At 71.0% G+C, this 22537-nt stretch carries 12 protein-coding genes and 1 pseudogene; 7 read left to right on the top strand and 6 right to left on the bottom strand.

What is annotated here, in order from left to right:
• Positions 1 to 13: 13 nt before the first annotated feature.
• A complete protein-coding gene (locus tag ACFO3J_RS35450) occupies positions 14 to 973 on the bottom strand; it encodes an alpha/beta hydrolase family protein (RefSeq protein WP_386438841.1) in 960 nt (319 codons plus the stop codon).
• Positions 974 to 1165: 192 nt separating this feature from the next.
• Between ACFO3J_RS35450 and ACFO3J_RS35445 the strand changes: the two genes are divergently transcribed.
• The gene (locus tag ACFO3J_RS35445; RefSeq protein ID WP_386438838.1) at positions 1166 to 1753 is read left to right on the top strand and encodes a TetR/AcrR family transcriptional regulator; all 588 of its coding nucleotides are present in this window, start codon (positions 1166 to 1168) and stop codon (positions 1751 to 1753) included.
• 90 nt (positions 1754 to 1843) lie between these two features.
• Positions 1844 to 2278, top strand: a complete 435-nt coding sequence (locus ACFO3J_RS35440) for a hypothetical protein (protein ID WP_386438835.1) — start codon at positions 1844 to 1846, stop codon at positions 2276 to 2278.
• Between the two features lie 43 nt (positions 2279 to 2321).
• Here the strand turns inward: ACFO3J_RS35440 and ACFO3J_RS35435 are convergent, their stop codons facing one another.
• Positions 2322 to 2648, bottom strand: a complete 327-nt coding sequence (locus ACFO3J_RS35435) for a hypothetical protein (RefSeq protein WP_386438832.1) — start codon at positions 2646 to 2648, stop codon at positions 2322 to 2324.
• Positions 2649 to 2765: 117 nt separating this feature from the next.
• Positions 2766 to 9398: an RHS repeat domain-containing protein gene (locus ACFO3J_RS35430; RefSeq protein WP_386438829.1), complete on the bottom strand. Its 6633-nt coding sequence runs from the start codon at positions 9396 to 9398 to the stop codon at positions 2766 to 2768.
• Positions 9399 to 9983: 585 nt separating this feature from the next.
• On the opposite strand from ACFO3J_RS35430, the gene ACFO3J_RS35425 reads away from it, so the two are divergent.
• A complete protein-coding gene (locus ACFO3J_RS35425; protein ID WP_386438827.1) occupies positions 9984 to 15734 on the top strand; it encodes a LamG-like jellyroll fold domain-containing protein in 5751 nt (1916 codons plus the stop codon).
• 81 nt (positions 15735 to 15815) lie between these two features.
• Here the strand turns inward: ACFO3J_RS35425 and ACFO3J_RS35420 are convergent, their stop codons facing one another.
• Positions 15816 to 16496, bottom strand: a complete 681-nt coding sequence (locus ACFO3J_RS35420) for a class I SAM-dependent methyltransferase (protein WP_386438824.1) — start codon at positions 16494 to 16496, stop codon at positions 15816 to 15818.
• Between the two features lie 191 nt (positions 16497 to 16687).
• On the opposite strand from ACFO3J_RS35420, the gene ACFO3J_RS35415 reads away from it, so the two are divergent.
• A complete protein-coding gene (locus tag ACFO3J_RS35415; RefSeq protein ID WP_386438822.1) occupies positions 16688 to 18139 on the top strand; it encodes a condensation domain-containing protein in 1452 nt (483 codons plus the stop codon).
• A 307-nt stretch (positions 18140 to 18446) separates the two neighbouring features.
• Complete coding sequence (locus ACFO3J_RS35410) at positions 18447 to 19433, top strand: FAD-dependent oxidoreductase (RefSeq protein WP_386438821.1); 987 nt, start codon at positions 18447 to 18449, stop codon at positions 19431 to 19433.
• Here the strand turns inward: ACFO3J_RS35410 and ACFO3J_RS35405 are convergent.
• A complete protein-coding gene (locus ACFO3J_RS35405) occupies positions 19423 to 20706 on the bottom strand; it encodes a GNAT family N-acetyltransferase (protein WP_386438819.1) in 1284 nt (427 codons plus the stop codon). The two genes, ACFO3J_RS35410 and ACFO3J_RS35405, sit on opposite strands and share 11 nt — an antisense overlap.
• Positions 20707 to 20936: 230 nt before the next feature.
• Here ACFO3J_RS35405 and ACFO3J_RS35400 point away from each other — a divergent pair, with 230 nt between their 5' ends.
• Entirely contained in the window at positions 20937 to 21473 is a 537-nt protein-coding gene (locus tag ACFO3J_RS35400) for a hypothetical protein (RefSeq protein WP_386438816.1), read from the top strand.
• 109 nt (positions 21474 to 21582) lie between these two features.
• Positions 21583 to 21735, top strand: a pseudogene (locus tag ACFO3J_RS35395) (VapC toxin family PIN domain ribonuclease); the annotation flags it as partial.
• Positions 21736 to 21861: 126 nt separating this feature from the next.
• Here ACFO3J_RS35395 and ACFO3J_RS35390 read toward each other — a convergent pair.
• A complete protein-coding gene (locus tag ACFO3J_RS35390) occupies positions 21862 to 22410 on the bottom strand; it encodes a Uma2 family endonuclease (protein WP_386438814.1) in 549 nt (182 codons plus the stop codon).
• Between the last annotated feature and the right edge of the window lie 127 nt (positions 22411 to 22537).

Genomic DNA, 22537 nt, shown 5'->3' with positions numbered 1-22537 from the left:
TGCGGCTGAGCTGCTACTTGGACTCGACCCGTCCCAGCGGATTCGGGCCGGCCGCCAGCGCCTCGCACGCCGACCGCCAGGCCGTGTCGCCGGGGAAGAACTGGGTGCGGAGGTAGGCCCAGGTGAGCCCGGCCACCGCGGCCACCCGCCCGGGGTTCTCGTCCGTGGTCTCGGCGACGTCGTATCCGGAGACGCCGCCGAGCCCGTGTTCCGCGTCGAAAAGGGTGAGCAGGGACTTGGGGCCCGGGGAGAGGACGTACGGGTCGGTGTGCCAGTCCGGGCCGCGCACCGTCAGGTGGGTGGAGGTGTCCTTGTCGCCGGCGACCACGAGCGCCGGGGTCGTCATCGCGGAGAAATCCGGGCTGCGGAAGACCGGGTAGTTCCGGGCCGCGAAGTCGCTGAGGGCGTCGCCCCCTCGGCCGGGCGCGGCGAGCAGCACGCCTGCCCCGATCCGGGGGTCGGCCAGGTCCACCACCTCTCCGTCGTCGGGATCGGTGAGCCGCGCGCCCAGCAGCAGGCTCGCGGTGTGGCCGCCCATCGAGTGCCCGGCCACGGCGACCTTGTGCCGGTCCAGGCGCCCGGAGAGCCGCGGGACGGCGGCCTCGATCGCGTCGAGCCGGTCGAGGACGCTCGTCATGTCCTCGGCCCGCGACCGCCAGTACAGCGGGGCCCCGGGGGTGGCGGGATCCAGCTCCAGCGTCCTGGAGCTCAGATGGGTCGGCTGGATCACGACGAAGCCGCGCGCCGCCCAGAAATCGACCAGCGGCGCGTAGCCGTGCAGCGAGGAGAGGTGGTTCGAGTGGCCCTGGCCGTGCGAGAGGAGGACGACGGGCAGGTCGCTCCCGGTCACGGGCGCGGAGACCCGCACCTCCAGGTCCACCGCCCGGCCGGGCACCGGCAGCACCACCGGACTGACCGAGAGGACGGGGGCGGGCGGGCCGAAGCTGTCGGCCGGGTGAATCGATGCGGTCATGACGCGGATGTCCCTTCGAGGGCCGCCGCTGCCGGTCCCGACCCACGGCGCCGGCCGGGCCGGGTGGGGCGAGTCGGGTGCGGCGAGTGGGAAGCGGCCCGGTTCGGCTACGATGAAAGCGGATCGTTGTTCCGTTTACGACGATACGGAGCAGCGTTCCGTTTTGTCAACGGCAGTCGGAGGGAGAGCGCGGTGTCCGCTGCGAGGCAGTCCGGGGAGGTGCCGGCCCGGAGCAAGCGGGCCGACGCGGTGCGCAACCAGCAGACACTGCTGGACGCCGCCGCCGCGGTGTTCGTCACCTCCGGGGTCGACGCGCCGATCCGTGAGATCGCGGCCAGGGCGGGCGTCGGGATGGGGACGATCTACCGCCACTTCCCCACCCGGGCGGATCTCGTCGTCGCCGTCTACCGCCACCAGGTAGAGGCCTGCGCCGAGGCCGGGCCGACCCTGCTGGCCGGCGCCGGCTCCCCGCTGGCGGCGCTCCGCCAGTGGGTCGACCTCTTCGTCGACTTCCTGGTCACCAAGCACGGCCTCGCCAACGCGCTGCGGTCGGACAGCGGCGGCTTCGAAGCGCTGCACAGCTACTTCCTCGACCGCCTGGTGCCCGTCTGCGCGCAGTTGCTCGACGCGGCGGCCGAGGCCGGTGAGATCAGGCCCGGTACGCAGGCCTACGAACTGATGCGCGGCGTCGGCAACCTCTGCGTCGGACGCGACAGCGACCCCCGCTACGACCCCCGCCGGCTGGTCGAGCTGCTCCTGCGGGGGCTCCAGCGGTGTTGAAGCGGTGTTGAAGCGGCGTTGAAGCGGCACGGCGCGCCGTGGTCGGATACACCCGTCGTCCGCAGCACCCCTCGCCCCGGGAGATCCGCCGTGCCCTACTTCCTGCTGACCGTGGAGAGCTCCCAGCGCACCGATCTCGGTCTCCAGGTCAAACCCACCGTGCGCATCAAGGAGTTGGCGGCGCGGGTGAAGGAATTCGACGTGCCGATGCCGGGTGACCGGCTGCTGCTCCTCTTCCCGGGCACCGGGACGTGGCAGGCGCCGCTGGCGGACTTCGGTATCGAGGCGTGGCAGCGGGACGGGGTGGTCTACAGCCGCAGCGATCCGTCGGACCCGGAGTTCACCCTTGCCATCGGCGGTGACCGCGGGCCCGAGGATCTGCCGGTGGGCACGGAGATATGGCTGGACGACCACGCCCCCACGAGGGGCCACCGCACGAAGGGCTGGCGGCGGATCATCGAGGGGATCACCGCGGCGCCATGGGTTCGGACAGAGCCGGAGGACGGCGGGCCGCCGAGCCCGTAGACCCGCCGAGCCCGTAGACCCGCCCGGCCGCCGCCCGCCCGGCTTACCCGGCGGCTTCGGGTCCCGCCCCGCCGATCCGGCCGGCCTCGATGGCCTCGATGTCCTCCAGGGAGAGGTCCGGGTCGGGCCCGTCGGGATTCCACCGGTACCGCAGGTCGTCGTCCTTCAGCAGGACTTCCGCCGCCACCATGCTTTCCAGCATCTCGTCCAGCATCTTCGCGACCGGATAACCCTCGATCCAGAAAATCCCTTTCAAGGACAGGAATGAACGGTCCGCCGGCAGGACGCCGATGAACTTGCCCAGCCGATAGGCCGCGACGTCGAAATCCGTCCAGTCGGCCAGGATTTCCCGCAGTTCCGCAGACTCCATCTCGTCCCTTGTCCGTTTCTTCCCGCATCAGGAGAATGGGCCCTCCGGCGCCACTCTAGCCGTGCCGCGAACGCCGGTCCGGGAGCGGATTCCCACCCGCTCCCGGACCGGCGGCGCTCACTCCTCCGCCTCCATCTCCGCCATGAACGCCTGCACGTCCTCCATGGACTGGGCCTGCGTGTTGATCCACAGGTCCTGGGTGGACTCGATGGCCGAGCCGTAGTCCTCCGGCGAGGTGCCGGACTCATTCGGGCCGAGCAGGATGTGGTAGGTCTTGCCGACCTGCGGTCGCGGAGTGACGCCGGTCTCTTCGAGGGAGCTGCCCTTGATCGCCCACAGCGGGTCCTTGGACTTGCCGCCCGGGAGCCAGTTGGGGCGCACCCCGGGAACCATCTTCGTCGGACTGGTCGCCGTCGAGAGCCCCGGGGGGACGACGCCGGGCTCGTCGACGACGATGTTCCCGTCCTCGTCGAGGTTCTCCTCGTAGTCCGGCGGACGGGCGCCGAGGTTGCGCGACCCGCTGCCGATCATGGGCTTTCCGTCCGGCCCGGCCCGCATGGTCCGGAAGAACACGGTCGCGGCGGCGGTGACCTTCGCCCAGTGGCACTGGCCGAAGAAGATGCACATCGTGCCGCGCTCGTTGGCCTTGGCCTGTTTGTCCAATGCCGCGTGCAGGCCGTTGACTTCGGCCGCGAACGACTTGGAGCACAGATCGGGATGCCCGGTGCAGACATCGTCCCAGGTCCCGACCTCATTGCCGTAGGAAAGCATGGCGTCGGGCATCTTGTACGTCGAGGCCCGCGGGTCGAACTCCTTGTCGTAGTGGGCCTTGAGCGCCTTGGAGAACGCCGCCGCCAGCTTCTTCACATTCGGCGTGTTCGCGCTGAAGCCGAAGTGGGGCGTGATGAAGACCGGGTGGGGATGGTAGTTGGAGCAGTTGCTGGCGTTGCACAGGCTGCCGAAGCCCTCGGCGTCGGCCAGGCTCTGCTGGATCGGCGGCGCGCCCGCGACGACCGGCTTGTTCATGGTGGGGTCGGCCCACCAGTTGTCCAGCCCCGTCGGGTCGGACAGCGTCACCGGGTCGTTGCCCGCGTAGTCGTAGCCGGACAGCTGATTGGTGTCCATCGTCTCGAAGACGTTGTCCTCGGAGATGAACCTGCCCGTGACGGCGTCGTACTCGCGGGCCCCGAGGTTCTCCAGGTTCGTCGCCGGGTCGGCGGTGCCGCCGACGAAGCCCCGGTTGCCCGGCCACGCGGTCGCCGAGCCGCCGCGGTCCTGCCCGAAGGGGAGGTACTGGCGGCGGGTGACCGACTGGGTCTGGTAGTCGATGGCGAGGGTGTCGGTGCCCTGCCGGTTCGGGATCAGATACTGCACGTCCCCGGTGCTGCTGCGCTCGGCGATGGTGACGCCGGCGATGGAGTAGTAGCGGTTGGCGGTGAGGGCGTGCGTCGAGAGGTCTTCCACGATCTGCGCGTCGCCGATCAGCAGCGTGGCCTGGTTCGGGTCCGTGCGCAGCACGAGGGCGCCGTCGGCGTCGTAGAGATAGCTGGTCGTGCCGCTGCTCGTGGTGTCGGTGGCCAGCTTCCCCTGGTCGTTCCAGGTCATGGTCTGGGCTCCGGCGGCGCCGCCGCTGATGCTCAGCGTGTTGCCGTCCGCGTCATAGGTGTAGTCGGCGGTGTTCGCGGCGGCGGCCGGGCCGACCGCGCTGGTGCTGCTGAGGGTCTGCGGCTGGTCGGTGGCGGAGCCGGCCGCCGGGTAGTTGTACGTGGTCGTCGTGTCGGCGGCGGTGTTGCCGCCGGTGTCGTGGTCCGTCTGCGTCTTGCGCTGCCCGTCGGCGGTGTACGTCCAGCTCTGCCAGTACGGGCTCGGCCCGCCGACGGTGCTGCTCGCCGCCGAGGTCGGGGTGGCCGCGCAGTTGTCGGTGGCGGTCCAGGCGCTGCTCAGCCGGTCCGACCAGTCGTAGGTGTAGCACTGGGTGTCGGTGCTGGCGCCGCTGTTCTGCGCGTCGGTGGTCGAGGTGAGCAGGCCCGCGCCCTTGGAGACCGCGGTGTTCTGCCAGCTGTACCTGGTGTCGTCCACCACGGTGGTGCTGCTGGAGTCCGTGGTCTTGGCGTCGGTCAGGGCGGCGGTCTGCGGGTCGTAGCTGAGCGTCAGCGCCGCCCAGTCGGTAGTCGGCCCGAAGGTGTACTGCAGCGGCTTGCCGTACTCGTCGTAACCGACGGCGCCGACGTAGGTCCAGGCGTTGGTGCCGCCGCTGGCCAGACTGGTCGGCTCGCCCAGGGCGTCGTAGCCGAAGTCCAGCGACTCGGCGGGAAGGCCCCCCTCGGCCGGATCGCCCTGGGTGGCCAGCGCGCCGGTCGACTCGTAGGTGTAGGACGTGGTGTAACCGGTGGACGGGGCGAGCGCCGCCTCGTCGGCCGGCAGATTCGCCAGGGTCGTCTTGTTCGCGACGACCTTGCCGAAGGTGTTGTAGGCCAGGGCCGTCGAGGTGATCGACGGGCTGGCGGTGCCCAGCTGGTAGGAGGTGCTGCCGGTCAGCAGGCCCTTCTTCAGCGTGTCGTAGGTCCACGAGCCGATCTGGTCGCTCGCCGACTTGGCCGCGTTCCCCGTGGTGTCGTAGGCGGCCGTCTTGCGGCCGTCCGCGTCGTAGGAGTACGAGACCTGCTTGCCCCGGGTGTCGGTCGTGCTCGTCACCTGGCCGGCGTTGTCGTACGCGGTGGTGCCGGTGCCGCTGTCCGGGTCGGTCGCCGAGACCTCCTGACCGAGCAGGTTGTACTGCCAGGACCAGGTGTTGCCGGCCGCGTCCGTCTGCGAGGCCCGCGTCCCGCTGGGGTTGAAGGTGTAGTGGGTGTCCGAGTAGTCGGCGGCCGGGTCGGTCGGGTCGGCCGGCACACCGGAGTGGTACTCGTACAGGTCGGTGACGCGGCCGCGGCCGTCGGTGAGCAGGCTCTGGGCGGTGGCGCCCGCCGGCGGCACGGTGGTGGTGAAGTCACCGCCGTAGATGGTGCTGGTGTGCCAGGTCGCGGTGCCCAGCGCGTAGGCGGTGCTGACCGTCTTGCGGCCCGCTCCGTCGTAGGTGTAGCCGGTCTCGGACGGTATCTGGCCGTCCTGCGCCTGGACCAGGGTGCCGTCGGGGGCACCGGAGGCGTTGTACGGGCTGGAGTCCTTGGCCACCCAGCCGTCGGTGTTGTATGTGGTGTCGCTGACGTCGCGGCTGCCGTCGGGCGTGGGGGTCTGGGTCTCCCGTACCCGCAGCAGCGCGTCGTAGATCATGGTGGCGCTGCGGTAGGTGCCGTCGTCGTTGAGCGACTGGGTCGTCACCACCGACGGGTCGTCGTTCTTGACCGCGTAGGAGTATTTGGTCACCGCGGAGCTCACACCGGGCTCGAAGACCTGGATGACGCGCCCGAGCGCGTCATAGGTGCCCGAGGCCTTGTAGCCGGCCGCGTCGACCGTGGTCAGCGGGACGTCGCGCAGCGGGTCGTAGGTCTTGGTGGTGACATGGGTGAGCGGGTCGGTCCAGGTGATGGTGGTCGGCTCGGCGCCGGTGGCCGGCGTGTAGGCGGTGGAGACGGTCCGCTGGTCGGCGTCGGTCGAGGTGAGGCTGCGCCCGTACTCGTCCACCGTGGTGCTCGCCTCGGTGGTGTAGACGGGCGTGGAGCCGGTGTAACCGGTCGCCGACCGGGTCTCGGTGGGATCACCGATGGTCGGGGTCGCGGTCAGGCTGGTCGAGTTGTCGTAGTACGTCAGCGTGTCCGACACCGCGTCCCTGGGCAGTGAGGGAGTGGTCGCGCACTTGACGGCGACGGTGCGGACCTCGTTCACGGTGTCGAGGATCCAGGCCGCGGTGTTCTGGGTGTAGCCGGTCGTGGTGCACAGGTCGTCGGCCGCCGTCGAGGTGTCGCCCAGGTCGTCGGTCGTGGTGACCCGGCCGTCCGCGTCATGGCCGAAGGCCGTCTCGGTCGTCCGGGTGGCCCCGGACGCCAGGGGTGTGTAGACCTTGCTGTCGGCGGTGCCGGTCATGAAGGCCTGCTGGGACGGCAGTCCGCCGCCCAGCGCGTGGGTGGCGGTGGCCGCGGACGTCCACGGGGTGACGACCGTGTCGCTGACGACCTTGCCGCTGCCGCTGCCGTTGTAGGTGATCGTCTCGTAGGTCTGCCCGGCGAACTGGCCGGAGTCCGTCACCGGGGTGTCGCCCCGGGAGTCGGCGATCGTCACCGAGCGGCTGCCGCCGCTCGGCAGGGTGTCGCCGTCCATGCCGCGGAAATAGGTGTAGTCGGTCTCGGTGACCGGGTCCGGGCTGGTGCCGACGCTGACCTTCATGCCCTGGTAGCCGCGGAACTGGTTCCAGGTGCGCTGGCTCGACAGGGTGAGCGGATTGTCGTCGTAGTGCCAGGCGGGCAGGCCGATCGGGGTGTAGCTGGTGGCGATGGTGTCGTTCACCCCGCCGCCGAAGGGGTCCTGCTGGGTGACGCCGGTGACGATGTACTTGTTGAACCAGTCCTCGATGGGGGCGGCGGCGCCGGTGGGCGTCCAGTAGGCGGGATAGCACAGCTTGGTGTTCTGGCTGGGGTCGCTGGGCGTACCGGAGCCGCAGGCGGGTGCCGAGTAGCCGACGCTGATGACGGCGCCGGTCTCCGTGGTGACCGTGTTGAGCCGGTATCGGGTGATCGGCGGGTAGCCGTCGGTCAGATTCACCCGGTTCGACAGCGGGGTACCGGCGAAGACCATCGGCTTCATCGCGATGGCCGAACTGGAGCCGCCGCCCGTGGTGTCCTGGCCGGTGTGCACGAGGGTCGACAGCCACAGCGACGGTGTGGTCACGTCACCGGTCGGCGGGAAGGAGTAGGTGAACGCCCAGTTGTCCACGTTGTACGTGGTGGTGCCGGACAGGGCCTGGGTCTGCACCGAGCTGAGCTCGTACTCCGACCAGAAGCTCGGCGAGTTGACCGAGCAGGACGCCCCGCTCGCGCAGTACAGGTCGTAGGGGACGTCCGGCCAGTTCGTGGCGGTGGACGAGGTCAGCGTCGAGGTGGCGCAGCCGGTCGCGGAGGTGCGGCAGCGACCGTTGTAGCCGAAAGTCACCTTGGCGGACGGGGTGGTGGTGTAGACCGAGCCGTCCCGCTGGCCGTACTGGATGGTGCTGAGGCGGGAGTCCCGGCTGTAGGACGTGTTCGCCGTGGTGCCGAGGTCGCGGGCGTAGTAGCCGGTGTCGACCGTGTAGAAGTAGGACATCACGTCGCCGTGGGTGTCCTTCACATAGTCGAGGTTCCAGCGGTACGCCTGCTGGCAGTAGGAGCTGGCGAAGGTCGCGTTGTAGCAGGGCTGCCCGGACGCGGTGGCGTACACCGGCTCGGTGAGCACCGAGTTCGTCTTCGTGTCGCCGCTGGCCCAGCCCGGCAGCTCGTCCAGGCCGAAGGTGTACTGGGTGCCGTCGTCGGTGGTGACCCGGAAGTACTCACCGCTCTGGGCGCCGTTGCTCGCCCCGGTCAGGTACTGGACCCGCTCGTTGGAGTCGCCCATCGGGTGGTACGTGCCGGTGGTGTCGTCCTTGATCAGCGCGGAGGTCTGGCCGTTCAGCGACAGGGTCAACTGGTTGTTGGCCGACCAGCAGTTGTCCCAGGTCTTCGTGGTGCCGGTGGGATTCTGGTGGCAGGACTGGTAGGAGCGCTCGACATAGCTGGACGGCAGGCTGAAGCCGTCGCCCGTGATGGGCGCCTGGTTGTTGGTGGAGGAGACAAGCCCGTCCACCGCCTGGGAGTCGTAGCCGAGGCCGAGCTTCGGGGCGAGGCCGCCCGGGGCCCCGGGGACCGAGAAGGGGTACGACCAGTCGAAGGCGTCGGAGCTGCCGCCGGCCTGCCAGGACCCGGCCGGGCTGAGCGTGGTTGCGGAGAAGTCGCCGCCGCCGCCTCCGGCGGAGGAGAGCGCGGCGAGCACGGTCTTCGGGGTGACCGCCCCGGCGGAGCGCGCCTCGGCCGCGGGCGCCGCCGCGGCCACGGCGACGGGCGCGGTGAGGGTCTGCGTCTGGGCGTTGTCGGTCGAGGCCAGCGGCGTCTGCGTTCGGCACTGGGCCAACTGCGGGGTGGTCAGGACGCAGGCCGGCAGCGAGACCAGGTGCAGCCGGGAGGCCCAGTCGCCGCCGAAGGCGGTGGCGAACGAGCCGTAGCCCAGGGTGAGGCTCACATCGGCGGGCGTGGCCACGCCGTCCGCGCGGTCGAGGCTGAGGAGCACGCCGCTGACTCCGGCGGCGCTCGCCCGGTCGCGGGGCAGCAGGTCGACGTCGACAGCGGCGGGGGCGGAGGCAGAGGCGGGGGCGGGGGTCTCCGCGGCGGTCTTCCCGCCGGTCCCGGCGGCGGTCCCGGCGGCGGTCCCGGCCGTGGTCTTCGCCGCGCGGCCGGTCTTCGCCGGGCCGATCCAGACCGGGAGCGAGCCGGCCCGTACCGGCGCGGCCGCGGTCGGCGCGGCGTCCGTACGGCCGGACGGCGTGTCCGTACGCGCGTCCGCCCCGGCGCCCGCGGCCGGTGATCCCGCCGCGGGCAGGGCCACCCGGGCCTCGCCGACCGGCCAGGACACCGGGGAGGGACGGTAGTCGGGCACCGTGACGGGGCGGTGGTAGTGCGACGCCACCGCGGTCACCGGTACCGGCTTGCCGTGCGGCGGTGCCGGCGGTTCGCGCACGGCCGCGGTGGCCGTCGTCGCCGTGCCCAGCAGGGCGGCGCAGACGGCCAGCGCGCCGACCACGGCGGTCACCGCCCGCCCGCCGCCCCATGGACGCCGGGGGCCGCCCCCGCCCCCCGCCCTGTCCGACCTCGTTCTGTGAAAGCCGTTGCCCGGCATCACGGCGTCCCGCCCTTCGCTTGTCGACGCTGCCCGATGTCAATCGGCTGGGAAACTACCAACGCCAAACAAGCGAATAACTCCCGCGACCAATTACAGACCCACTCTTTACCCTTTACCTCTTCCCCACGTTTTCCTCACACTCGTACCGATTAATGCGCCACAAGCATCCCGATATGCACCCTTTGGACGCCCGGCGGGCAGCGACGACCGCTCCTTTCCGGCCCCACCACGACGCTGCCCGGTCACAGGAAACACACAGCCAATGCACAGGAGAAGAATCAAGCGGAATGCCGGTCTCCAATTTCCGGAACGGGAAGTTCCGAATCCAAAAAAGCGGACCTTACCATTTCTTTGAAATGGACATATGCGCCTTTGCGGTGATCCATGACCACAATTGAGCACCGCAGGGCGAAATGACGGCCTAGGCAGAGATCACCACCCGCACCTAGGTTCAGCCCGACCGGACCCCGGCTGAACCTGGGAGACCACGAACCGATGAACAGACGACTCACCAAGCGGAAGCGGCACTGGGGCAGAACAGCCCTCACCGCCGCGGCGGCCCTGTGGGTGGCGGGCGCCGCAGGACTGACGTCCGCCCAAGCGGACGCCCCCGGCGCCCCGTCGAAAGCCGCCGGTCCTCCCGGCCGCAACGCGCCGGTCACCCACAACGCCCAGGACGCCCCGGTGCCGGAGAACCTGACACCGCTGCCGAGCGGCTACGGCCTGACCCCGGCCGACCAGGACGCCATGCGGACCGCGGCCGCCACCGCCCGGCGGACCGGCGTCCGTACCGCGGTGGACTCGCTGACGACCCCGACCGACGAGGTGCTCGCCGACCCGTCCGGCACCTTCCTGCTGGACGCGAACGCGCAGCCCGTCCGGGCCCGTAAGTCCGACCGCTGGGTGCCCGTCGACCTGCGGCTCAAGCAGCGGAGCGACGGCAGTTGGGCGCCCGCGGCCACCGCGTACGGCACCGTCGCCTTCTCCGGCGGCGGCGACGCCCCGCTGGCCGTGACGAGTTCGGGCGGTACGTCGCTGGCCCTGACCTGGCCGACCGCCCTGCCGGTCCCGGCGGTCTCGGGCAGCACCGCGACCTACCGCTCGGTGCTGCCGGGCGTGGACCTGGTGATGTCCGCGACGGCCGACGGCGGTCTGAGCGACGTCCTGGTGATCCACTCCGCGCAGGCGGCCCGCAATCCGGCGCTGCGCTCCCTGCGGCTGGGCTCGTCGGTGCGCGGCGGAAAGCTGGCGGTCGCCCGCGACGGCGGACTGGCCCTCACCGACAGCCGCGGCGATCTGGTCGCCGACGGCGCGACGCCGCTGGCCTGGGACTCCAACACGGTCCTGCCCGGCTCCGCGCAGCACAACCACCAGGCGAAGCTCGCGGCGGACCCGTCGGACTCCGGGCATCCGGGACTGGCCGCCCGGATCGCCCCGGTCCGGGTCAAGGCGGCCGGCGGCTCGCTGACGCTGGCGGCCGACCCGGGCCTGCTGGCGAACACGTCCACGGTCTGGCCCGTCTACGCCGACCCCTCGGTGAACTGGCACCCCGTCACCGCCGGTACGCCGATGTTCGACGAGGTCAAGCAGGGCTGCCCCGGCAACTCCTTCGTCAACAAGACCTCCGACCTGGCGGACAACGGCTATCTCGGTGTCGGCTACAACGGCTGGCAGGAGGGCTCCTGCTACACCGGTGACGAGCACGCCGTCTACCAGTGGAATCTGCCCAAGTCGATCTGGGGCGCCGACATCCACAGCGCCGAGGTGGACGCCACCGACATCTACTCCGCGTCCTGCGCCACCACGGCGACGGTGAACCTGCACTGGTCCAAGGGCATGGGCTCCGGCACCGACTGGAGCAACCGGCCCGGCTACAACAGCTACTCGACCTCGGCCAGTTTCGGCCCGGCCTACAACCCGACGTACTGCCCGAACAACGGCAGCACCACCAACGGCTTCAACGTCCTGACGCCGATCAGGAGTTCGGCCAGCGCGCACTCCAGCACCTTCACGGTCACGCTGAGCGAGGACTCGCTGGAGTCGAAGCACAACGACCTCGGCTTCAAGCGCTTCGAGCACAACCCGACCCTGCAGATCTTCTTCAACAACGCCCCGAACGCGCCGACCGCGAGCACCATGTCGGCCGTCTCGGGCGCCGACGACGCGGCCTGCGACACGGTGTCGCCCTACCCGTACATGGGCAAGACCATCGCCACCACCCCGCCGGTGCTCAAGGCGAAGGTCTCCGACCCCAACTCGGACAAGCTGCAGGCCACCTTCCAGTACTGGATCAACGGCCAGACCACGATGCACACGGTGACCAGCGGCGACAACCTGTCCAGCGGTACGTTCGCCACCACCTCGCTGACCTCCGCGTTCATGTCCTCCCTCACCAACGGGCAGACCGTCGACTGGAACGTCAAGATCACCGACGGGATGGACTCCACCGCCTACAGCCAATCCCCGACCTGCCACTTCACCGCCGAGCCCACCGCCCCCGACGCCCCGACGGTGACCTCGGAGAGCAATCTCTACCCCAACACCGACACCACGGACGCGGTGGTGGGCGCCACCGCCGGCACCGCGGGCAGGTTCGACATCGCCGGGGCGGGCACCGCCGCCACGAAGTTCGTCTACAACCTCGACGTCCCGCCGGCCAAGACCAGTCCGCCCGCCGCCGAGACGATCACGGCGACCGGCAACGCGGCCGTCGTCACCGTCACCCCGCCCTCCCCCGGTCCGCACACCCTGTGGGTCTACGCGGTCGACGCCGCCGGTGACGCCTCCGGCGACTTCGCCTACCCCTTCCTGGCCGCCGGACATCCCAGCACCACCTGCGCGACGCTGACCGCCTGCTTCAACAACACCGGCATCAGCTCCGACACCGCCACCACCCAGGCCGACATCGACGGCAGCGGTGACAGCTTCTCCGCCACCGACCTGGCCGGCGCCGGCTGGGCCAGCGGCGGAAAGGTCACCGTCGACGGCGCCACCTTCACCCTGCCCGCCTTCGGGGCCGGCCAGAAGGACAACGTGGTGGCGGCCAACCAGACCGTCACCTACAGCGGTTCGGGCAGCGCCCTGGAGTTCCTCGCCACCAGCACCTACGCGACCCTGGCCACCCCGGGGGCCATCGCCGGCGACGACACCGCGCCCTACGTCCCGGCGGGTACCGGGGTCTCGGGCTCCTACTGCTTCAGCAGCACCGACGGGCAGGCCCCCTGCGCCGCCTCGGGCACCGTCACCTACACCGACGGGACGTTCACCACCTACGACCTGACCGTCCCCAACTGGTGGGACATCTCCTCCTCGCTGCCCGCCGTCGTACTGCCGCACCGCAATGACGCCAGCGGCACGCACGCCAGCGCGCACGGGCTCTTCGCCTTCTCCGTGCCCACCGACCCGACCAGAACCATCGCGTCGGTGACCCTGCCGGACGTGGGCACCAGCCACGCCGGCTACAACGCGCAGAACCTGCACATCTTCGGTATGACCACCCGCAACACCACCGCCGGCACGCCCGAGGTCAACGGCACGTACAAGGCCCCGGCCGCGGGACAGTCCTGGACCGGCGCCTGGGCGAACCCCAACGAGAGCAACTCCAACCTGCTGACGGGCGGCGTCAACTACAGCAACCAGACCTTCCGCACCGCCCTGCAGCCCTCGATCTCCGGCAGCACCGTCCGTGTCAGGCTCGACAACAGCCTGGGGACGACCAAGATGAGCGTCGGCCACGCCACCATCGCGCTGAGCTCGAACGCCACCGCCTTCACCTCGGTCCCCACCGGCACCCCGACCACGCTGACCTTCGGCGGCGCCCAGGCGGTGACCGTCCCGCAGGGCGGCATGGTCTACAGCGACCCGATCAACTTCACCGTCACCGCCGGGCACTACCTGCTGGTCTCCTTCCAGCTCACCAACTCGGTGCCCTTCGTGGTGACGCACTCCTACGCCAACGGCTCGTACACCTATGTCGCCGCCGTCGGCTCCGGGGACCTGACCACGAGCACCAGCGCCACTCCGTTCACCACCAACGCCGGCGCCTACGGCAACTTCACCCAGCTGATCACCGGGCTGGACGTCCAGACCACCGGCGTGCCGACCGAGGCCGTACTCGGCGACCACCTGGTGGACCCCTTCCAGCCCAACACCACTCCGCCCAACTCCAACGGCTTCCGGGTCTCCGACGCCCTGGCCGGCGCCGAACCCACCACCGCCGCCCCCTTCGGCGTGCTCGCCGAGGGCATCGAGTCCAACCAGCTGATGACCGACAACCCGGAGACGTACAACGGCGGCGCGATCGGTGGACCGGCCGTGCTGTCCCGGATCGACCGGGACGTCCTGGACCAGCCGGGCATCAACACCGTCGTCGTCGACGAGGGCCTGGAGGACCTGCTCGGCGGCACCACCACGAGCGGCGACCTGGAGGACAACGGCTACACCGCGCTGGTGCAGCAGCTGCAGAACTGGGGCATCAACGTCGTGCTCACCTCGCTGACCCCCTGCGAGGGCTACAACGGCGACGGCGCCACCCCCAACGACCCCTGCACCTCGACGGTCGACGACAACCGGACCGACGTCAACGCCTTCCTCGGCGGCATGAACCTGGGCAACCCCTGGTCCGCCCCCGCCGTGTACTTCGCCGACCTCGACGCCGCCGTCGCCGAGCCGGACGCCTACAACGGCGAGGAGCGGCTCGCCCCCTCCGCCGACAGCGGCGACCACGTCAACCTGAGCCTGCGCGGCTACGGAGCGCTCGCCAACGCGATCATGTCACCGCAGGACAACTGGGCGGTCGACGACGGCGACGGCATGCCGGTGGCCACCGACACCGCGGCCACCGACACCCCCCAGACGCCGGGCACCATCCTCAACCCGAACACCGGCAACTCCACGCTCACCTTGTCCGCCACCGGCTCCACCTGGGGCGACGATCCGCTGCGCGGCACGGTCCTGAACCTGGACGGCACCGCGGGCAACGCCACCAGCGCCACCCCGGTGCTGGACACCAGCGGGAGCTTCGCGGTGTCCGCGTGGGTCAAGCCGACGTCGCTGCCCACCCACAACATGACCATCGCCGCCCAGGAGGGGACGACCAACAGCGCCTTCGCGCTCCAGTACAACTACTCGCACACCACCGCCCCCACCTGGGCCTTCGCCACCACCAACGGCGACGCCACCGGGCCCGCCTTCACCTACGCCTACGCCACCGGCCCGTCCGCGAACCTGTGGACGCACCTGGTCGGGGTGTACAACGCGGCGGCCCACACCACCCAGCTCTACGTCAACGGCGCGCTCGCCGGCTCGGCCACCGGCGTGACGCTGTGGAACGCGCCGGACGCGTACACCGTCGGGCGCGGCCTCTACAACGGCAACCCGACCGACTTCCTGTCCGGCGCCGTCAGCGGCGTCCAGGTCTACGACTACGCGCTGACCGCCAACCAGGCCGGCGCGCTGTACGGGCAGGGCGCGGCGGGCGGCGGGCCCTACACCTTCGCCGACACGGTCGACTTCAACGGCGACGGGACCCCGGACCTGGTGGCCGAGACCCCGTCGGGCGACCTGTGGATGTTCCCCGGTGACGGCACCCACGGGCCGGACACCGCCGACGCCACCCTCGTCGGCTGGAGTTTCTCCACCTACACCATCGCCGGGATCGCCGACTTCAACGGTGACGGCTACCCCGACATCGTGGCCAAGGACGCCTCCGGCCTGCTGTGGCTCTACCCCGGCGACGCCGACCACGACACCTCCACCGCCCGGGTCGAGATCGGCACCGGCTGGGGCAGCTACGTCTTCGCCGGCGTACGCGACTGGAACGGCGACGGGCACCCCGACGTCATCGCCAAGGACTCGACCGGCAACCTCTGGATGTACCCCAGCGGCGGCACCATCAACGGAACCAGCACCCTCGGTGCCCGCAGCCAGATCGGCACGTCCTGGAGCACCTACACCCTGGAAGGACTCGCCGACTGGGACAACGACGGCCATATGGACCTGCTCGCCATGGACTCCACCGGAGTCCTCTGGCTCTACCCGGGCGACACCGCCCACGACACCTCGACCGCCCGGGTCCAGCTCGGCACCGGCTGGACGAACTTCCCCTTCGCCGGCCTCGCCGACTGGAACAGCGACGGCAACACCGACATCATCACCCGCGGCCCCGGCAGCATCCTGTGGGCCTACCCGAGCCGGGGCACCCGCACCACCACCGGCACCCGCTACGAGATCGGTCTGAGCTGGTGAGCGGGCGCCCGCGGCGCTAGACCAGGGGCACAACAGGGGGGCAGGGCCGGACGGAGGTGTCCGGCCCTGCCCCCCGCTCCTTCAGGCGGCGAGACCCGCTCGCACCCAGGTCCGGTCGTCGGTCAGATACGCCTGCGCCGTCAGGCCCTCCTCCGCCAGCGCCGCGTCGAACTGCTCGTCCGTCAGCGGCCGGGACAGGAAGGTCTGCGTCCAAGTGGCGTCCGGGAACACATACTCCGCGTACACCGAGTTCACCCCGTCGCCGACCGGCTCGGCGGACGCGATCCGCACCGTGAGGCCGCTGGGGTCCGCCCGCTCACGCGGCACATTCGTGTGCCAGTCCGCGCCCTCCCGCTGGATCAGTACGCAGCCGCCCGCCGCGAGGTGCCGGACGCAGGTGCGCAGCAGCGCCCGCCGCAACCCGACGTCCGCGCTGTGCACGAGGAAGGACGTGAGCATCACCACGTCGAAGCTCTCCCCCAAGTCCAGATCCTCGATCGGGGCGCACACCGTGCGGGCCCCGCGGACCCGGTCGAGCATCTCCGGGGACTCGTCCACCGCGGTCACCGTGAAGCCGCGTTCCAGGAGCGGGTGCGTCACCCGTCCCACCCCGCAGCCCAGTTCCAGGATGTGCGCGCCCGCCGGCACGGCCGCGGCGACGATGTCCGGGTCGGCCCCGACCGGCAGCCGGGAGTACAGCTCGACCGCGCAGCCGTCCGGCGTGATCGTCCCCGGCCCGGTCCCCTGATGTCCTGCTCGCATCTTCAGCCCCATGCGGGTCGAACGGCCCGCACCGGCCGCCGGGTTCCCCGGCCGTGCGGGGGCTCGCCCGCAAGGTGCCTCAGGCGGCAGCTTCGCCCGCGCACAGATCGTTACCGGGCCCTTGCCGAAATCCACGTCCGGCTGCCAGCCTGTTCCGGCCAGGCCCGTATCCCGTGAGAGGGAGAACAGCCGTGACCAACGTGCGTACCGCGAATGCCGGACGGGCCGATGGCGACGGCGACGGGACAGCCGGTCCGGTCGCGTTACCCCGGGCCACCGAGCGGGTGGCGGTCGACTTCGCCGGGGACGGGGCCGGGGCGGACGAGATGTCCTGGGGGATGTGGGAGATCTGGCACGCGATGGTGGGCCAGCGCAGCGCCCTGCCGCTCGGTGGCCGGGCTCCGCTGGCGGCGGGGACCACCGTCGAGGGCGTGGTGGAGGAACTGCGCTACCTGATGGGCCGCTTCCCTTCCATGCGCACCCGGCTGCGGTTCGACGCCGCGGGCCGGCCCACCCAGGAGCTGTTCGCCGCCGGCCGGATGGACCTGGAGATCTACGACGCCGGAGCCGCCGCCGATCCGGACGATGTCGCCGCCGCGGTCGAACAGGACTACAAGCGGACCGCCTTCGACTACGCCGGCCAGTGGCCGCTGCGGATGGCCGTGGTACGGCAGGAGGGCCGGCCCACCCACCTGGTCGCCGTCATGAACCACCTGGCCACCGACGCCCTCGGCGGGCTGATCATGATGCGGGAGGTGAAGGCGCGCAAGACCGCGCCGGCCACCGGACAGCAGCAGTTGGAGCAGGCCCGCTGGCAGGGTTCACCGGCAGGACAGCGGCAGAACGAGCGGGCGCTGCGGCACTGGGAGGACGTCCTGCGGGCCTTGCCGGCCCGGCAGTTACCCGGTCCGCTGGAGCCGCGGAGCCCACGCCACTGGAACGCCGACTTCTACTCACCGGCCATGACGGCGGCCCTGCCGGTGATCGCCGCGCGCACGGGCACCGAACTGCCGGCCGTCCGGCTGGGCGTCTTCGCGGTCGCACTGCACCGGGTCACCGGGATCAGCCCCGTGGCGGTCCGGCCGGTCGTCAACAACCGCTTCCGGCCGGCCCTGGCGGATGTGGTGTGCATGGCCGCCCAGGCGGGCGTGTGCGCCCTGGATGTCGACGGCGCCTCCGTCGAAGAGGTGGTCAAGCAGGCCAGGCGCAAGGCCTTGGCCGCGTACAAGCACGCCTACTTCCACCCGGAGCGGATGCGTGAGCTGGTCGCCCGCGTGTCGCGGGAACGCGGCGCGGACGTCAGCGTCGGCTGCTTCTTCAACGACCTCACCGAGCAGCTTCCTCCGCCCCCGGGCACCCGGGTCCGGACCGCCGAGGAGCTGGCCGAGGAACTGGCGGCCGCACTGCCGGCGCTGCGCGACGGGAGCACCTTCACCTGGACCGCCCGGCAGGACGTCCCGATCGAACGGCTCTTCTTGAGCATCGAGGACACCCCCGCCGGCCAGCGGTTCGAGTTCCGCGTCGACACCGGTTACATCTCCCCCGCCGACACCGAGGCACTCGCCCACGCCATGGAGGCGGTCGCCATCGAGACGTCCCTGGCCCTGTCCCCGACCGCGGCCCGAACCGGCCGGGCCGGCTGATCCGCCCGCCACCGTCTCGATCGCCGCTTCCGTCGGCACCCGACGTCCAGGGCGAAAACGCCGTCGCCCATGTCGTCCCACGACGCGGCGCTCCACCGCCCGGTCGAGTGCGGCGGTGATCGGGTCGGCCCCCGACTGCCGGAACTGGGTGTCGGTCCGCGCGGACTCGCGGCGCTCGCGGGTCTCGTGGACCGCCAGGCGCGGGCGCGGGCCTTGCCGCTGCCGCCGTCCGCCGGGCTCCGGGCTCCGGGCTCCGGGCCGCAGCCGCCGGCTCCCGTCGCCGCGGCGCGTGTGCCATCGTGGCCGTATGGGTGAGGCGGCGGACAAGGGGCGGCCCGACGTCGTCGTGATCGGGGCGGGTGTCAGCGGGCTGACCACCGCCGTGTGCCTGGCCGAGGCCGGGTTGGCCGTACGGGTGGACACCGAGCGGTGGCCGGCCGACACCACCTCGGCGGCGGCCGGGGCGGCGTGGGACCCCTTCATGGTCGAGCCGCAGGACCGGGTCCGGGAGTGGAGCGCGGTCTCGCTCGCCGAGTTCACCGCGCTGGCCGGACGGACCGAGGCCACCGGAGTACGGCTGCTGTCCGGCACCCACCAGTCCCGGCTGCCCCGGCGGGCGCCCGACTGGGCCGAGTCGGTCGGTGCCCGGCCCTGCGCGCCCGGGGATCTCCGGCCCGGCTATGTGACCGGGTGGCGCTATCGCGCCCCGGTGATCGACATGCCCCGCTACCTCGGCTATCTCGTCCGGCGGCTCAGCGACGCCCGCGGCCGGCTGCGGCAACGCCGTTACGGCTCCCCGGCCGAAGCGCTGGCGGAGGCGCCCGCGGTGGTCAACTGCTCGGGCAGCGGGGCGCGGGAGCTGGTGCCCGACCCGGCGATGACCCCGGTCCGCGGCCAGATCGTCGTGGTCGAGAACCCGGGCATCACCGAGTTCTTCTGCGACGACACCCCGGACGCCGAGGAACTCGTCTACGTCTACCCGCAGGGCGACACCCTGGTCCTCGGCGGCACCGCCGAATCGGGTGAGGGCAGCCTGCTGCCCGATCCCTCGGCCGCCGCCGCCATCCTCAGCCGCTGCGCGGCCGTCCTGCCGTCGCTGGCGGCGGCCGGCGTCGTCGGCGGCCGGGTCGGACTGCGCCCGGTGCGTCCCGAGGTGCGGCTGGAGGCCGAGGAGACCCGGCTCGGCCGGCTGCTGCACAACTACGGCCACGGCGGCGCCGGCGTCACCGTGTCCTGGGGGTGCGCCCGGGAGGTCGTCCGGCTGCTGCTCGGCACGGCGCCGGTCACCCCCTGATCTGCCAGGTGCGCCGGTGTTCGGAGATGCCTGACTCCGGTCCGCGGCGGAAGAGATAGATCACGGTCCGCGCCGCCAGCGCCGCCACCAGCGCTCCCGTCCACGGCCAACTGGGCAGTCCGCAGGCCGCCATGATGACGCAGCCGGTCGGTGCCAGGCTGGTGAAGGCCGCCAGCGCCCTGGTGGTGACGGTCCACTGGAAGCGGTGCGCGATCGAGAACTCGGACCGCTCGTACACCACCAGCCCCGCACTGAGCGCCGCCCCGGTCACGACCGCGAACCAGACGGCCCCGGTCAGCTGCGCGTAGGTGATCGGCAGCGACACCAGGAACGGCAGCACCCCGCCGTACTCGGACAGTACGTTCCCCCACTTCATGATCTTCCCGAAGGCGTTGGAACGGATCCGGGCCAGCTCACCGGCGGCGCTGGCGTAGATGATCAGCGACATCGTGGTGGCGAAGGTGGCCCCGATCAGCAGCAGCCGCACATCGTCGGGGTAGCGGGAGGAGGCGAAGGAGAAGCCGACCAGAAAGGTGATCGCGGCGAGCACCGAGCCCGAGAAGGCGATCCCCGCCTGGGCCTCGCCCGACTGCAGCGACGCCGGGTCGTCCTGCTCGAACCGCGATATCTCGAAGGCGGGTTCACCGGCGAGCACGGCCAGCGCGGTCACCGCGTGGTCCCGGGGCGCGATCGACTCGACCAACTGCTCGGTGTCGGCCACCGGGACGAGGTGGCGGGCGTCCGGGTCCACGTACTCCACTCGGATCTTGTGCTGGTAGTAGAGCCGCAGGACCCGGCCGTCCGGCCCGGTCCGCATGGTCCGGGTGCCGAGGAAGCCGTTGGACAGCAGGAGACCGGCGATCGCCGTCCCGGCCGGATCGGAGACGGCGGAGACCGTGCCGCCGGTCGCCTCGGTCTCCCGCGCCTCGTCGAACAGGCGATCGAGCAGCGCGGAGGCGACGCCGCGGCGGCGGGAGCCGGGGCGGACCCCGATGTCCGAGAGCCGGATGTGACGGGGCAGCGGACGCTCCAGCACCGCGTACCCGATCAGGTCGCCCGCCAGCTCGGCGACCCGGACCAGCCCGCCGCGCACGGCGTCCTCCAGCCCCGCCGTCGCCGTACCGGAGCCGCCGTGCACCGCCTCCGCGAGCTCCCGTAAGGGCTGGAGGTCCTCGGACCGGGCGGTGCGCGTGCTGGGGCTCGGGGCCGTGGTGTCCGGGCTCGGACGGGGGCTCGGGCGCGGGCCGTGATGTGGGCTCGGAACCGTGCTCATCGTGATCGTGCTCCCCCCGTGGCACCTCCGGTAAGAGGCCAAGCCTGCCGCTGAAAAGCCGGGCCGACAAGGGTACGGTCACACATCTCGTGTCGGCGGGTCCCGGGCTCGGGCGGCTCGCTTGTGGAGCGTTCCCGCTGGTGGCGGCAGGTCCGCACATCGCCCCCCGTCGGCCGTCTACTGTACGGACACGCAGAGCTGCCCATTGCAGCCATCTGAGGAGGAATCGAATGCCATCGACCTACGACCCCGAGCACGCTCCCGTCGGCGATGTGGGCGCTGCGCTCATGATGATCGACTCCCGGCTCAAGGGCATCCACGACGGCAAGACCGAGACCAGCCAAGAACAACAGGACCTGATCGACCAGTTCACCGCGTCGCTGGGCCCCAAGGCCGCCAATGACGTGCTGGACGGCGCGTGCACCCTCATCTTCATGTTCATGACGTGGCTGCGCGAGGCCCACGAGGACCACGACAAGGACGTCATCGCGTACGTGGTGCCCACTCTGGTGGCCACGATGCGCATGATGCCCAGGAGCGTCCCGCCCGAAGCGATCCCCACCATGTCCGGCCTGGTCATCGCCGCGGGCACCGGCCTGAGCCCCAACCTGTGGCGCAAGCAGTACGGCGAATGGACCGAGGAGGAGATGACCCCCCTGGAAGTCACCGCCCTCCTCCTGGCCGAGCACATCAACCGCATCACCGACGACCCCGACTTCGCCACCCGCATGATCAGCGAAGCGCTGACCTCCACGGAGGAGAACTGATCCGCCCCCTCCCCCCGCCCATGTCCTCCCGGCCGGCGGCCCTCACCCGCTGACGCCAACGAGCCGGTCGCGCGCCCGGCCCGCCGCCCATCACAAAAGGGCGGCGGGCCGGGCCGACGTCAGCCCCGACCTCCTGGTCGCCGCCACCGCGGAGCAGAACCGGCTGACCGTCCTTCACTACGACGGCGATTTCGACATGATCACCTCCCTCGCCGGCCAGCCCGCCGAATGGGTCGTCCCACCCGGCAGCGCCGACCGCTGATGAGGCAAGAAGAGAAGAGCCTCTGTCGGATGCGAACCGACGACCTCCGCTTGGACGAGTTTCCAGCCCCATGTGTGCTGAATCCATGTGCTCCGACAACGGCCCACGCCGCGCGCGGTCGACGATTCAGGAGTAAGGCAACAGCGCCGACGTGTCCAAGTCGAAGCCGAACGGTCCGGGGATGCCGAGGCTTTCACCGAAGTCGGCGTCGTCGCGGCGGTGATATTTTCCGCCGTCGGGGCGGCTGAAGAGAGTGACGGACTTCAGCCTCGCATCGACCACGAGGTACAGCGGGATTCCCATCAGCGGGTAATCCCTCACCTTGCCGACCCAGTCATTCTCAGGGTTCGAAGGCGAGACCAACTCAACCGCGATTGCGGCGGCCTCCGCGGGGACCTGGTTGTCCGTGGTCTCCAGGACGTCAGCCGGCAGGTAGGTCAGATCGGGGTTGCGGCTCTTGCCCGCACCAGGAGAGACCAGGTCGGTGTTCTCACTCGGCAGCAGGTCGACCGGGCAGTGCGCGTCGAACTGACGCCGGACCACGAGAAGATTGCGCTGGTGAATGCCGGAGGACCCGACCATCATGACAATGGTGTCGCCGGAGATCTCCGCCTTGAACCCGTCCGGCAGACTCCTGCGGGCCTCATCGAGGAGTGCGAAATGCGGGGGGTCCATGCTGCTGCGCCTCCCAAGGGCGGGCCGACCGTCCTTCAAGACTATCGGGGGACCAGCGCCCAGGAGCGTACGCCGCTCGTTGACGCCTGCCGCCACCCTCCGCTCCGAGCCACCGTCGCAGTCGCAG

The organism is Streptomyces polygonati (assembly GCF_042650325.1).
Taxonomy (GTDB): domain Bacteria; phylum Actinomycetota; class Actinomycetes; order Streptomycetales; family Streptomycetaceae; genus Actinacidiphila; species Actinacidiphila polygonati.
Note: the sequence above shows the minus strand (reverse complement) of the source record. Positions and strands in the feature narration are given on the sequence as shown.

Excerpts from the sequence above, each read along its gene's own strand:
- ACFO3J_RS35435 (WP_386438832.1), bottom strand. The coding sequence starts at position 2,648 with ATGGAGTCTGCGGAACTGCGGGAAATCCTGGCCGACTGGACGGATTTC.
- ACFO3J_RS35390 (WP_386438814.1), bottom strand. The coding sequence starts at position 22,410 with ATGGACCCCCCGCATTTCGCACTCCTCGATGAGGCCCGCAGGAGTCTG.
- ACFO3J_RS35420 (WP_386438824.1), bottom strand. The coding sequence starts at position 16,496 with ATGCGAGCAGGACATCAGGGGACCGGGCCGGGGACGATCACGCCGGAC.
- ACFO3J_RS35450 (WP_386438841.1), bottom strand. The coding sequence starts at position 973 with ATGACCGCATCGATTCACCCGGCCGACAGCTTCGGCCCGCCCGCCCCC.
- ACFO3J_RS35410 (WP_386438821.1), top strand. The coding sequence starts at position 18,447 with ATGGGTGAGGCGGCGGACAAGGGGCGGCCCGACGTCGTCGTGATCGGG.
- ACFO3J_RS35405 (WP_386438819.1), bottom strand. The coding sequence starts at position 20,706 with ATGAGCACGGTTCCGAGCCCACATCACGGCCCGCGCCCGAGCCCCCGT.
- ACFO3J_RS35400 (WP_386438816.1), top strand. The coding sequence starts at position 20,937 with ATGCCATCGACCTACGACCCCGAGCACGCTCCCGTCGGCGATGTGGGC.
- ACFO3J_RS35425 (WP_386438827.1), top strand. The coding sequence starts at position 9,984 with ATGAACAGACGACTCACCAAGCGGAAGCGGCACTGGGGCAGAACAGCC.